8 protein-coding genes, 6 pseudogenes and 1 riboswitch are annotated in these 13,005 nt (G+C 61.7%); of the genes and pseudogenes, 7 read left to right on the top strand and 7 right to left on the bottom strand.

Annotated features, from left to right (window positions below; genetic code table 11):
• Together EH240_RS32365 and EH240_RS32360 are read left to right on the top strand one after the other, a co-directional pair.
• Positions 1–500, top strand: a pseudogene (locus EH240_RS32365) (IS21 family transposase); the annotation flags it as partial.
• A pseudogene (locus tag EH240_RS32360) lies at positions 433–753 on the top strand (ATP-binding protein); the annotation flags it as partial. The pseudogenes EH240_RS32365 and EH240_RS32360, both read left to right, overlap by 68 nt.
• A 31-nt stretch (positions 754–784) precedes the next feature.
• Here EH240_RS32360 and EH240_RS32355 read toward each other — a convergent pair.
• Positions 785–2,857 (bottom strand): recombinase family protein, encoded by a 2,073-nt coding sequence (locus tag EH240_RS32355; RefSeq protein WP_125006178.1) that lies wholly within the window; start codon positions 2,855–2,857, stop codon positions 785–787.
• Complete coding sequence (locus tag EH240_RS38315) at positions 2,841–3,014, bottom strand: hypothetical protein (RefSeq protein WP_167484268.1); 174 nt, start codon at positions 3,012–3,014, stop codon at positions 2,841–2,843. Before EH240_RS38315 ends, EH240_RS32355 begins: the two co-directional genes overlap by 17 nt.
• A gap of 312 nt (positions 3,015–3,326) precedes the next feature.
• On the opposite strand from EH240_RS38315, the pseudogene EH240_RS32350 reads away from it, so the two are divergent.
• Positions 3,327–3,737 (top strand): annotated as a pseudogene (locus EH240_RS32350) (ATP-binding protein); the annotation flags it as partial.
• Positions 3,738–3,879: 142 nt separating this feature from the next.
• A complete protein-coding gene (locus EH240_RS32345; RefSeq protein ID WP_281035192.1) occupies positions 3,880–4,482 on the top strand; it encodes a reverse transcriptase domain-containing protein in 603 nt (200 codons plus the stop codon).
• Here EH240_RS32345 and EH240_RS32340 read toward each other — a convergent pair.
• Positions 4,428–4,688 carry a transposase gene (locus tag EH240_RS32340; RefSeq protein ID WP_245436600.1) on the bottom strand — a complete coding sequence of 87 codons (261 nt, stop codon included), beginning with the start codon at positions 4,686–4,688 and terminating at the stop codon, positions 4,428–4,430. The two genes, EH240_RS32345 and EH240_RS32340, sit on opposite strands and share 55 nt — an antisense overlap.
• Before the next feature lie 189 nt (positions 4,689–4,877).
• Here EH240_RS32340 and EH240_RS32335 point away from each other — a divergent pair, with 189 nt between their 5' ends.
• A complete protein-coding gene (locus tag EH240_RS32335; RefSeq protein WP_125006176.1) occupies positions 4,878–5,147 on the top strand; it encodes a DUF982 domain-containing protein in 270 nt (89 codons plus the stop codon).
• A gap of 270 nt (positions 5,148–5,417) precedes the next feature.
• Positions 5,418–5,666 (top strand): DUF982 domain-containing protein, encoded by a 249-nt coding sequence (locus EH240_RS32330; RefSeq protein ID WP_125006175.1) that lies wholly within the window; start codon positions 5,418–5,420, stop codon positions 5,664–5,666.
• 260 nt (positions 5,667–5,926) lie between these two features.
• On the opposite strand, the pseudogene metE reads toward EH240_RS32330, so the two are convergent.
• The 4 genes and pseudogenes from metE to EH240_RS32310 form a co-directional block, all read right to left on the bottom strand.
• Positions 5,927–8,257, bottom strand: a pseudogene (gene metE / locus EH240_RS32325) (5-methyltetrahydropteroyltriglutamate--homocysteine S-methyltransferase).
• A gap of 118 nt (positions 8,258–8,375) precedes the next feature.
• Positions 8,376–8,570: riboswitch (cobalamin riboswitch) on the bottom strand.
• A 278-nt stretch (positions 8,571–8,848) separates the two neighbouring features.
• A pseudogene (locus EH240_RS32320) lies at positions 8,849–9,140 on the bottom strand (cytochrome P450); the annotation flags it as partial.
• Positions 9,107–10,339, bottom strand: coding sequence for a cytochrome P450 family protein (locus EH240_RS32315; protein WP_125006173.1), 1,233 nt, complete (start codon positions 10,337–10,339; stop codon positions 9,107–9,109). The gene EH240_RS32315 and the pseudogene EH240_RS32320, both read right to left, overlap by 34 nt.
• A 96-nt stretch (positions 10,340–10,435) precedes the next feature.
• Positions 10,436–11,128: an OmpW/AlkL family protein gene (locus tag EH240_RS32310; protein ID WP_125006171.1), complete on the bottom strand. Its 693-nt coding sequence runs from the start codon at positions 11,126–11,128 to the stop codon at positions 10,436–10,438.
• A 1,640-nt stretch (positions 11,129–12,768) separates the two neighbouring features.
• Between EH240_RS32310 and EH240_RS40240 the strand changes: the two are divergent.
• Positions 12,769–12,918, top strand: a pseudogene (locus tag EH240_RS40240) (transcriptional regulator domain-containing protein); the annotation flags it as partial.
• Positions 12,919–13,005: the final 87 nt, after the last annotated feature.

Raw genomic sequence — 13,005 nt, 5'->3', positions numbered from 1 at the left:
TCAGGACGGCGTGGTCGTCGCCGAACATGCCCGCTCCTTCGGGCGCAACGAAACGGTCTACGATCCCTGGCATTACGTCCCTGTGCTTGCCCGCAAGCCCGGTGCGCTGCGCAATGGCGCGCCATTCCGGGACTGGGCTCTGCCACCAGCGATGGAGCGTATCCGACGCAGATTAAAGGCGGCGCATGACGGCGATCGGCAGATGGTGTCGATCCTGGCCACGGTGTTGACCGACGGCATCGATGCCGTGGAGGCTGCCTGCCAGGAAGCGCTCGATCAGAATGTCTGCTCATCCGCCGTCATCATCAACATCCTGGCGCGGCGGCGCGATCCGGCGCCGGCTGTGACCATCCTCACCCCGGACGCACTTCGCCTGCAGCACGAGCCGCTCGCCGACTGCGCCCGCTACGACAGCCTCAGGAGGGCAAGCTGATGGAACGCACGCAGGTTCTGGAACTGATGGGCACGCTGAAGCTCTACGGGATGCGGGGCGCCTATGACGAGGTCATGGCGACAGGCATCAAGCGCCAGCACGAGCCGCCGAGGATCGTCGGCGATCTGCTGTCGGCCGAGATCGCCGAGAAGCAGGCCCGCTCCATCAAATACCAGCTCACTGTCGCCAAGCTGCCGATCGCCAAGGACATCGATGAGTTCGACTTCGACGGCACGCCGGTCAACGAGGTGCTGGTCCGGGACCTTGCCAACGGCACCTTCGTCGCCGACCAGCGCAACGCCGTGCTCATCGGTGGCACCGATCCCACGTCATAATGCCCACCTTGGTATGTCATTGAAAGACAAGGATTTGTTGATCCGGATTTGATGTTAGCGGACGCTTGCGGCTGGCATTGGCGCGATCCCCTACATCTGGGTTCTCAAGATCTTCGCAGCGAATGACCCAGGGTGCCCCTTTGCAATGTTGTTCTGCCGGCAGGATGCGGCTGCGGATCATGCGCAACACCGTCATCGGGCTGAGATTGAGGATGTCAGCCGCCTCGTTCAAGGTAACTTCGCCGCGCGCGGCCCGTTCCCCCTCCTGGTAAACCGCGACGCCATGCTTGCTGCGGAAGCTGCACACTCGCGACTGCGTCCATCCGTTGAGACGCCCTGTCTTCTTGCCCAGGCGGTTCAACAGTGACGCAATAGCCTTGTCGGGCATCAGCCGGGCGAGATGACGGATCAGCGTCTCGGTCTCGGGCTCGACAATCCAGCGGTGTTGGCCCGTTCTATTCTTCTTCACGGCAAGCACCGTGTGGTCGCCGCCCTGCCAGTGTATCATCAATTGAAGCTGTTCGTTTTCGATACGCACGACGATCTCGCGCAGTACGGCACGAAGGATGCGCTTGCGGCTGGCTGCCGTGGCCGCAGGATGGTGCCAAGCCGCCTCAAGATCAGCACCCATGCGCAACAGTCCCTGGCGTTCATCTTCAGACGGCGCCTCCAACTGGTGTCGCCCCAAAGCCTGCAATTCCGCCTCGCGTTCTTGAACGATCACCAGCGCCGCATTCCACCGTCGTTCGAGTTCGCTGGCCACCAGACGATTATCGGGATCGACCGCATCGTATTGGCGCCGCGCCAGCGCGGCCTCATAACGCGCTTGCTCAAGCGCCAACTCGATCTGCCGCCGCCTTTCACCGGCCTCCATCCGGCAGGCCTCAATCGCCTGGAGTGCGGCCTCAACGCCAAGCGGCTGGAGCAGCCGAACGACTTCCGCGCCAACGGCAAGATCGGCCCGCAGCGAGCCGAACGAGATGCACGGGTCAGTGCCGTGGTTCAACTGCGCGCCGCGGCAGTGATAGCGCCCAGTGTTGCCGTTCCTGCCGCTATAGGCGACATGGAGTTTGCGCCCGCAATGACCGCAACGCAGCAGACCGCCGAGTAGAAGTTCGCCTCGCCGCAACGCGCCGCGAGCCATCATCATGCCCTTACCGTTGGCGTTGTCCGCGATCAGGCGCTGATTCCTTCCGTATTCCGCCCAACTGACGTAACCCTCGTGATGGTTGACGAGCAAGACCTCCCATTCGGATTGGTCTTTGCGAAAGCCGCGCACGATACGCTTGCAGCCATTTTCGATCGTCACGCGACTGCCGGTCCGCCCGAAGACGTAGGCGCCCGCATAGATCGGATTAGTCAGGATGTGATGCACCGTGTTGTAGACCGGCAGCTTCCACACGATAGCGCGGCCGCCCTCTCGCGAGTAGCTGACGCAAGGCAGCACGATGCCGTCGCTGCGCAACGAGAGGTGGACCTGGCGGATGCTCTGCATCTCAGCGAAGCGGGAGAACACCAAGGCGATCGCCTCGCGCACGCGCAAATTGGCGTCCTTTTCGATCCGGTCGCGGCCCGCCCTCACATAGCCGACCGCCACTGTCAGGAAGAGTTCCCCCCGGCGCGCCTTCTGCTTCAAGGCTTCAATCGACCGGGCGCGCAAGATCGACAGCTCGAGCTCGCTCATCGTCCCCTTCATGCCGAGCAGCAGCCGGTCATTGGGATGTCGCGGCTCATAGATGCCGTCCTCATCGATGATCAGCGTGCCGACGAGACCACAGAACTCGATCAGCGTGTGCCAGTCACGCCCATTGCGCGCCAAGCGTGAGGCTTCGATGGCAAGAACGGCACCGACCCTACCTTCGCAGATCGCCGCCAGCAGCCGTTCGAAGCCCGGCCGGCTGATCCCCGATCCCGAACGGCCGAGATCCTCGTCGATGACCGTCACGTCCGTCCAGCCAAGGGCGCGGGCACGTTCGGCCAACCCATATTGTCGCCGGCGGCTTTCGGGATTCTTTACAAGCTGGTCGGCGGTGGATTGCCGGACGTACACGAACGCCCCACGCGCAAGATGCTCAACCGTGATCTTCATCGTCCGTCTCCCTCGCCGGCGGGGTCGATGCGGACTCCTTCAGGAGCGCGCCGATCAGCGGCAGAAGCCGCTTCTGCCGCTCGGGCGGCAGCGGCATTCGCGGCGGCTCGGTGACGAACAGATCCGGTTGGCGGTAACTGGGCTGCCTGCGCTGCATGCTCGTCTCCTTCATGACATGAGTCGTTGCGCAGCAAGCATAGGCAGGCATCGAGTTCGGAACGGAGATCGCGCAGGCATGAAAGCGGCAGACGCGGTGTATCACTGACAGCCATCGCCGCCGCACTGTCCTCCATCATCCAGGCCGGCACCACCGCCAGTGTGCCGTCTGGCTGCCGGATGATGAACGACACTTCACCGCGATAGCGTTGTCGACCGGTCACTGCGACAGCTTCACCGCAGCGCGGATGAAAGACATAGCGGACAATCGAACCACGGCAGCCCTGATAGCCGGCAGTATGAAGCTGTTTCGACCGGAACCGGCAAGTCGCATCTGGCAATCGCCATTGCCCGCGCCCTGATCCGCAACGGCTCACGTGGACGCTTCTTCAACGTCGTCGATCTCGTCAACCGGCTCGAGACCGAGCACCGCGCCGGCAAGCAGGGCCGTATCGCCGATTACCTCACCCGGCTCGACTTCGTCGTGCTCGATGAACTCGGCTATCTCCCGTTCGCGCAAGCCGGCGGGCAATTGCTCTTCCACCTGATCAGCAGGCTCTATGAACGGACCTCGATCATCGTCACCACCAACCTGGCGTTCGGAGAATGGCCCGCCGTCTTCGGCGATGCCAAGATGACGACAGCGCTCCTCGACCGTCTCACCCATCATTGCGAGATCATCGAGACCGGAAACGAGTCCTGGCGCTTCAAGAACCGCGCCTGATCACCCCATCAAGCTGCCAAGCGCTATCCGCGCTCGCCCGGGCTGCGCAACCCTGACCAGCTCCGCCCGGGCGAACGCTGACCGCCGCGCATTACAGGGGGTCAAAATTGGACGCCGATCGGGAGTCAGTTTTGGAAGCCGTTTGACAAGCGACAGGATCGCGCAGATGGTGGTCAAGCAGCTCATCGAACCGGAGCTCGATCAGATTTTCCTGTCAGATTCTTGTGGCTATAGACCGGGCAAATCGGCTTTGGATGCCGTGGGGATCACGCGTCAGCGGTGCTGGAAATATGACTGGGTTCTGGAGTTTGACATCAAGGGTCTGTTTGACAACATCTCGCACGAGCTTTTGCTCACGGCAGTTCGCAGGCACGTAAAGAGCAAATGGGCATTACTATACATCGAGAGATGGCTGACAGCGCCCATGGAGAAGGATGGACAGAGGATTGAACGGAACTGCGGAACTCCGCAAGGGGGCGTAGTTTCGCCGATTCTTTCAAATCTTTTTCTGTACTATGCGTTTGATCTGTGGATGAAACGGACACATCCCGACCTCCCATGGTGTCGGTATGCGTATGACGGGCTGGTGCACTGCCGGACCGAGCAGGAGGCAGAAGCCGTCAAGGCTGCGCTTCAGGCGAGGTTGGCGGAATGCCAACTGGAACTGCACCCGACGAAGACCAAGATCATCTACTGCAGAGACTCCAAACGCAGAGGGCAACATCCGGCGCCGACGCGCTCATGAAACCAGCGCGCGAGACCGCTATCGGGCTGATGGCGCAGCCACAGCCAGGCAAGTTCAATGGCGGTTCGTCGCGCTCGCGGATTGCCCGATCTCAGGAAGCCTTGATCGCGGCTGACCGCGCCGCTGCTCCAAGGGCTGGATGCAAGACCGAGATAACCGGCGACCTCACGCCGGTTCTGGAAATCGCGGAAGAACACTTCGTTCATCATTACGCTTGCGATCGTCAGGCCGATACCACGCAGATGACTCAGTTGGACAATCCCGGGAGCTGTGGTCTCTCGTCGATGGGCGGCAGAGCAACGGATGAGAGATTCATGAGACGTCTCCAGGGTTAGGATGTCGGACCCCGAAACCTTACCTGAGTTCCGCCGCCCGTCGCCTCATGGGATCTTTTCGTGAAGCGCGCAACGCACATCATCCAAGAGATTGCCGGCCTTGCGGATGCGATCGATTTTCTCAATGAATGGCCGGAAGATCGCAGAGACATGAACCACGAGGCCGCCCTGAGGGCATGCTACGATGCGTACGATGGGCGCAAGCCGGTAAGCGCGGCGCGCAATGCCTTTTTTGGCTTTGCGAAGCGGGTCGCCATATTGGAAGATCCAACCTCGGCGATGCAGTGGATCGCCGCCTGCAGATCGGGCAGTGGAAAAGTGCAGGTGTAGACTTCGACGACATGTTTGAGACTGGCGAGGCGAGTCAAACAGTGCACTATGTCCAGGTTTCACAGCTAGACCACTCGAATGAGAAGCAGTTCCTCACCTCCGACTGCAGGATCGCAGATCGCACGTTCCCTGACCATGGCCAGACGCAGCTCATGGCGATCGCTTGGTCGCCAATGGCCAGGCTCAGTGGCGCAGGTGCAGCCGTCGCGTTCGGCTGAGTAAACAAATGCGACCCGGGCTGTTTGCCGCATAGTGGCTGTGGAGGAGGGGATGACCGGGTTGATCAGATTTGAGAGGCCAGTCGTTGTTCAGGTCAGCCGCCGCAGCTCGGAGCGTATCGTGTTCGACGTCAACGACGCGGCCGCTATCTTGCTGCGAGATCTGCATCATGAGACCCATAAACGCAGAATAGCGATGGACACCTGTCTGCAGGTGTTGCGCGGTAAGACCCATCCGCCAGCTGCTCGACGAGCTTTCGTCGCAGCCGCGCTCGAAGCACGCATTCTGCGCAGCGATTGAGATTTAGGACGCCGCTCAGAATTCGGCCATCTGCGCATCGCTATTGGGCGCGGTCCGAACATCCCTGCCGGCATCCGCCAGGAGCAAGCCAACCCCGAACTTTCCGCGATGGCTTTCCGCCATCACAAGGGCCTCAGCCAGGCCAAGGTGCCGAGGCGTTTCGCCACCGCCAGCTCGATTGCCTTGGGGCGCCGGATAGACTCCTCAAGATTGCCCGGTGTGCGGCGTTGCCGCTCACCGCCGGCGAGTGGCACCGAGCCCTACGCCGTCTGCGCTTGTTCCCGAATTGCGCGTGCCGCAGCCACCATGTTCATCAGGGCAGGGCGGACCTCCTCCCATCTGCGCGTCTTGAGACCGCAGTCGGGATTCACCCACAGTTGGCTATCCAACAATCGATCGCGCGCAAGCATGATGAGGTTGGAAATCTCGCCCACTTCCGGGACCCGCGGCGAGTGAATGTCATAGACACCAGGACCGATCTCGTTCGGATACTTGAAGGTTCGAAACGTATCGAGCAGTTCCATCTGCGAGCGCGAGGTTTCAATGGAGATCACATCGGCATCCATTGCGGCAATCGCGTCCACGATATCGCCGAACTCGGAGTAGCACATATGGGTGTGGATCTGGGTCGCATCGCCGACGGCCGTTGAAGCCAGCCGGAAGCATTCGACGGCCCAGTCGAGATAGGCCTGCCAGTCGGCCTCGCGCAGCGGCAAGCCCTCGCGCAGTGCGGCTTCGTCGATCTGGATCATCTCGGCGCCGGCCTTTTCGAGGTCGCTCACTTCATCGCGAATTGCGAGCGCGACCTGGCGACAGACGGCTGAGCGCGGAAGGTCGTCTCGGACGAATGACCAGTTGAGGATCGTCACCGGGCCGGTAAGCATGCCCTTCACCGGCTTCGGCGTCAGCGACTGGGCATATTGCCACCAGTGTAGTGTCATCGGATTTTGTCGCGACACATCTCCAATGATGATCGGGGGTCGCACAAAGCGCGAGCCATAGCTCTGCACCCACCCGTGTTGCGTGAAGGCGAAGCCGCAGAGCTGCTCGGCGAATTACTGCACCATATCGTTGCGCTCGAATTCGCCGTGGACCAGCACGTCGAGTCCGATCTCTTCTTGCCAGCGAACGGCGGCTTCTATCTCTTTCTTCAGGAACGCCTCATAGTCGACGTAACTCAGCTCGCCTTTGCCATGAGCTGCCCGCGCCTTGCGAACCTCGGCTGTTTGCGGGAAGGAGCCGATCGTCGTAGTGGGCAAGGAAGGCAAGCCAAACGTGTCCGCCTGAAGCTTGGAGCGCACGGCGAATGCGCTCTTCCGGCGCGTCATGCCGACCTTGATGCTGGCGACCCGGCCTTGGACGAGCGGATCATGCACCTTCGCGGATGTCGCGCGAACGGCGGCAGCCTCAGCCGACGCCTCCAGTTCGGCGGCGACCGCGTCCCGGCCTTCGGCCAGGGCACGGGCGAGCACGACCAGCTCGTCGGTCTTTTGCGCCGCGAAGGCGAGCCACGACCGCACATCCGCATAGAGTGCCGTCTCCATGTCCAGGTTGATTGGCACATGCAGCATCGAGCAGGACGGGGCGATCTCCACGCGGTCCAGCGGCCACCCGGCGATGATCGGCTTGACGCGGTCAAGTATGGCAGGCAGGTTCGCGCGCCAGACGTTGCGGCCGTCGATCAGTCCGAGCGAGAGCACAAGTTCCTTCTGCGCGAGCCGGCCGACGGTCTCCAACTGCTCTCGAGCGCGCACGAGATCGACGTGTAGTCCCGCCACGGGCAGAGAAATTGCGGTCTCGAGATTGTCTCCCAGCGATCCGAAATAGAGAGCCAGCATGATCTTCAACTCGGGTGCTGCTTTCGACAGCCGGCAGTAGGCGAATTGGAGCGCATCTCGTTCGTTGGGAACCAGATCGAGCACGAGCGCTGGCTCATCGATCTGCACCCAATCAGCTCCCGCGAGCCTCAGCCTCCGCAGGAGCTCCTCGTAGACGGGCAGCAGCCGTGGCAGGAGCGCGATAGGGTTGAAACCTTTCTCAGATGACTTCGCCAACTTGAGAAAGGTGACCGGTCCAAGCAGGACCGGGCGAGTGTGAATGCCGAGCGCCTTGGCCTCGAGGAAATGATCGACCGGTTTCGCCGACGAGAGGGCAAAGCTCTGATCGTCCGTGAGTTCCGGCACAATGTAGTGATAGTTGGTGTCGAACCATTTGGTCATTTCCACCGCAGCAAGGCCATGCCCGTTGGCCGCATGCTCGTCACCGGCATGTCCACAATCAGCGGCCTGACCTTGGTTGCCGCGCGCCATGGCGAAATAGGTATCGAGTGGGACCTCGCCGTCAGTCCAGGCGTATCGTACCGGCACGGCGCCGACCATGGCGACGGTGTCGAGCACATGGTCATAAAGCGAGAAATCGTTGGACGGGATTTTCGACACGCCGCGATCGTGCTGCTCCCTCCAGCTAGCGGCGCGCAGCGCCTTCGCCGTCGCGAGCAGGTCGGCAGCGGGAGATTTTCCGGACCAGTAGCTTTCAAGCGCGAATTTCAGTTCTCGCCGGCGGCCGATACGCGGCATGCCGAGCATTGCCACAGGAATTTGTTGAGAGATAGTCATGCCATACCCCGATGGTTGGGGCGTGGGGAAAAGGAGGGCGCCAGCAGGCCGGCATGAAGGCCGAGCTGCTGCAGCCGCCGAGACACCCCGCCCGTGGACGCTGTTCGCCGTGGCAGGTCTCCTGGCTCGCGGGTCACAGCCTCTGCCCGTCTTCCCAAGGCTGTTACGCCTCAGTGACATCAATGGGCTTGGCTCGCCGCTAACAGTTGCGGGGGCAGCGCCGGCATCGCACCGGCTTCCCTCTTAGCACGGCAGAGCCGCGCGGAGAACCATGACATGCGCACAATCACAGCCGCTTCGCTCCTCGTCAATACCATATAACGAGATGTTTATGTGATTATGCGAATAATGCCCTTGCGCTGATCGATCTCTTTCGCCCAAAGCCGCATACGATGCGGCCCCTCATCAGTGCAGGCTCGGAGAGGTCCTTGTCCCCATCGGCGACGCCGGATCAGATCGAGGTCGCCGGGCTCAAAGGTGTAAAGAAAGTCGGGCCAGGTCGTCATGGTCCGCCGGGAATCCCAGTGGTTGTTCCCGCTCGGCTTCGCTCAGCGTGCTTGCGCATTCGCCCACCAGCGCGCTGATGACCATGCCGGAAGCGGAAAGGAGAGGTGGCGCCGCAGGTCGGCGGGCTGGGGCTGGGCCGCCAGCGTCTCGAACAACTGCGCAGCGATCGCCTCGACCTGCTTCGCGAGCAGTTTCACGCTCCGGTCGCTGAAGGCCGGCGCCACGATCGTACGTAACCGGTCATGCTCGCCCCCTCGCGCGAGACCAGCCACCCCGGCGAACCGAGAATCACCGAATCGGGGGTGAATGCCACACTCTCTAAGCGATGGACGGGCGGAAGATGACCGGCAGGCGCTGCGGGCAACGAATGACGTAAGACGGCATGTAGACGACGTCCTCCGCGGCGATGGTCAGCGCCAGATCCTCCAGCCGCCCGAACAGTGCGGGGAAGGCGCAATGCAACTCCAGGCGCGCCAGCGCAGCGCCCAGGCAGGCATGCGGCCCCTCACCGAACGACAGGTGCGGGTTGTGCCGCCGGGTGACATCGAACCTATCGGCGCCGGGACCGAAGGCCTTTTCGTCCCGGTTCGCCGCGTGGAACGCCATCAGGACGGCGTCGCCGCGGCGGACCATGCATCCGTCGATCTCCACGTCCTCGGTGGCATAGCGGAACGGCAGATTGGCCACTGAGCTGCCCCAGCGCAGGATCTCCTCGATCGCCTGTGGCCACGGAACTTGGCCGCTGCGCACCAGGTGCAATTGCTGCGGATGCGTCAGCAATGCCAGCACGCCATTGCCGATGACGCCGGTGGTGGTCACGAAGCCCGCAGAGAGCACCATGAAAAGCATGTCGATGAGCTCGGTGTCGGAAACGAGCTCGCCATTGTCGCGCGCGACGATCAGGGCCGAAGCCAGATCGTCGCCGAGCTGGCCCCGCTTGAGCGCGATCAGGCGACGGAAGAACTCCGGGATGCGCTGCCGCGTCTGTCGCACCTCTGCGGCTGTGGCGGAGGTGTTGGCCAGGCTGTAGGTGAGCGCGACGATCTCCTCGCGCTGTTCGTCCGGCAAACCGAACAGTTCGGCGATCACGTTGGTGGGCAGCGGAACGGCGAACGCGCACATCAGATCGGCACTGCCGCCGCGCTGCGCCATCTCGTCCAGGAGTCGATCGACGCATTGTTCGATCCGTGGCGCCAACAAGGCGATACGACTGGGCGCGAAGCTCCTGGACAGCAGGCCGCGCAAGCGCCGGTGATCGGCGCCATGCGCCGTAACCATGTTGTCCACTTTGCACATCCCGATCAGCGGATGATCCTCGGGAATCTCGCTGTCCTGCAGCGCCCGCCACTGTCGCCAGTCCCTGTTGAAACGCTGGTCGGAAAACATCCGCCTGAGCGTCTCGTGATGGCCTGCCGCCCAGGTCACCACATCGCCTGGCAGCGACACTCGCGCCATCCCCCCTTGCTGCAGAATCGCAGAAGAAAGACCATCAAGTTGCGTGGGAGCGATCGGCACGCCAATCACGTCGCAATGATCGTTTTCTACGCGCATGCCGACAACTCCTTTAAGAACCTTCGCGGGTCCACTTTTCCGCACGGATGATCCGCGCGCGCACTTCGAAAAGTGCCCCCTCAGTGTGCTTCGTCCTCAGAAGCGGTAGGTGAGACCTGCGCCTATCAACCAGGGATCGAGCTTGGCCTTGCCTGTGAGCTTGGCGCCGGCGACAGTGACGTCGAAGTCGGGCTTGAGGAAAAGCTTCTTCACGTCGAAGTTGACGCCCCAGTGCTGGTTCACCATGTAGTCGAAACCGACCTGCAGCGCGGTGCCAAATGTGTTCTTGACCTTGAGATCATCGGCGCTGCCGGCTTGCTGATGATAGAAGATCGTATAGTTCACGCCGGCGCCGAGATAGGGTTTGAAGGCGCCGAATTCGGTAAAATGGTACTGCAATGTGAGCGTCGGCGGCAGCAGCCAAACCTTGCCGACCTTGCCCAGCCCGCCGATCGTACCTTGGCCATCGATGTTGGCATAGGTGGTGCCGAGTATGAGTTCGGCGGCGACGTTGTCCGTGAAGAAATACGAAATATCGAGTTCCGGCGTCACTGTGTCCGAATACGAAAGACCGGAGCCGGGCACCGCGTTGACGTAGCCCGAATCCTCGGTGATCACCCCCAACGCCCGCAGGCGGATCTGCCAGGGGCTTGGCGCTTCCGCGACCGGGGCTCCTGCCTGCGGAACGCTCGCGGCTTGATGAACATCTGCCGCGCCGGCCTGTCCCGCAACGATGAGGACGACAGCCGCTGTCACTGCCCGCGCCACCCCAATTCGCGCTCTCGCCATGCTCTTCTCTCCTTGATCTTCAGAAACGACGCACTTCGCCTTGATTGAATCCTGCTCGCATCAATCGAGATTGACGGAGCGCTCATACGGGAGAGCCCTCGCATGTGTCGTGCCAAATGAGAAAATCATTGCGAAACAGTGCGACCACTCTGATAGCGCTGTGTCTCATGTCCGACTTCGTCGAAGATCCGACAATGAGTGCAGCCGTAATCAACCGCCGGGTAGCCGAATGCAGTCCCCAGTCGCCTCGGTTCTGGGACGGCAACGGGCTGCACGTTTCAAAACTCTCTCGGAGATTTCACCGCACGTATCGCAGATTGGGAACCCTGGACAACCCAGGTCGGCTTGCCCGCGTAGCAGCGGCAGTTGTCTATGGGACGCGGCCATCTGCAAACGCGATGGTATCGTCTGGAATATTATATTGGCGAACCGAACACCACGTCGCGCATACTTTCAGCTGGCGGGGACAAACGCCCATACGGCCTGTAGAGATATCCTCGGGTGCCTACAATGAGCGAAGTACCACACCTTACCTTCGATTCTCGATACGACTGGCGTGAGCAGGGGGCCTGCTGGTCGGTAATAATGCCGACGCGGCGCCGCGTCCTTCGGCCGCAGGTTGCCCCCAACATCTTCGCGAGGGAATGCTTCACGCCACAGATTCAATGGCAGACACCATGAGGCGATTGACCCGGTGAGCGACCAAGCTGGCTGCGCCTGTGGTTTTAGCCGCCAGCTGGAAAGAAGCAGAGATCCGAGGAGAAGGGATGGGGCACTGCTTCGCGGGCCTGATGTTATCAAGGCCTGCCAGCAACCTTCGCTGCTCGTCCCCTCGATCGTATTCCTGAAGTCTGTCGATCACGCGAGCAAGCTGCATTCGGGCGAACACATGGCAGTGGCCGCTAGGGCATTCAGCTGCTTGCGACCCGCCGTTCAATATCAAGGTACGATAGGGTCAGGAGACAGGGGAGCTCCGGCTCGGCGTACTATCTATGCGAGACGGCCAATGGTCGGCGATGTTTTGCTGACGCCGCGCATTGGCTGCCCGCAAACAATGGACAGTGCGGTGGCAAGTCTGCCTGGGGCAATCGGCTGCCGCAGGGACAGGCGGAGCCTGGCCGCGCTCCATCTCCATGCCGCTCGCAAACAGCCGCCGTGGGCACCACCCAAAGGAGCGATTGCGCGCCTCGCCGGTTCGTTTTTGCGTTCGCCTGAACAGTCGGCTTAACCTGTACAACTATACAGGCTGCCATGGCGTGAAACTTGGCCTCCAATGGCGGAAATTTCCCCTGAGAAGACCTGCCAATGACTGAGCTTATAGCGCCGGCGCTACGACAACTTTCCCACAAGGAGCGTGCAATCCACCGCTGCGCTACTGCGCCTTTAGGCCACGTCTTGACCGGCGCAGGAGCCGCTCACCGCTGTCAAATCGATTCCCTTGGCGTGCTCCGCCCTTGCTGGCTGTCGCTGCGCGGGTTCGACGGCCTCGTCGCTATTTGCGACGCTTTATGCCCTCGACAGTGCCAATGGGACACGCTTCGACGAAATGCCGCCAACGACCTCTGGTGCCTTCGCCGCCGTTGCCTTGCCATGTGGCATGATATTTCGCCCTCCGTGGGCGCGGGCAGGGGAGCGCCGTCATGCCTGCACTTCTCGTGACTGGCGCGGATGAGGCTGATTGGCGCGATGAAAGATCATACGATTACACCTCAGGTCTGACGCCGCGCGAGTGGGCTTGGGAGTTCTTGCGCCGCAATCCAGCATTCCGGCGTGAAGTGACCGCTGCAAGCCAGCAGGCTAATGCTTTGTCCTACCGCCCCTTTCTGGAGGTGGTCGCGTCGGCCGGCGACCCTCGCGCTGGGGTGTCCTGTTTCGCC

The organism is Mesorhizobium tamadayense (assembly GCF_003863365.1).
Taxonomy (GTDB): Bacteria; Pseudomonadota; Alphaproteobacteria; order Rhizobiales; family Rhizobiaceae; genus Mesorhizobium; species Mesorhizobium tamadayense.
The sequence above is the reverse complement of the archived record's forward strand: the minus strand, read 5'-3'. Positions and strand labels throughout refer to the sequence as shown.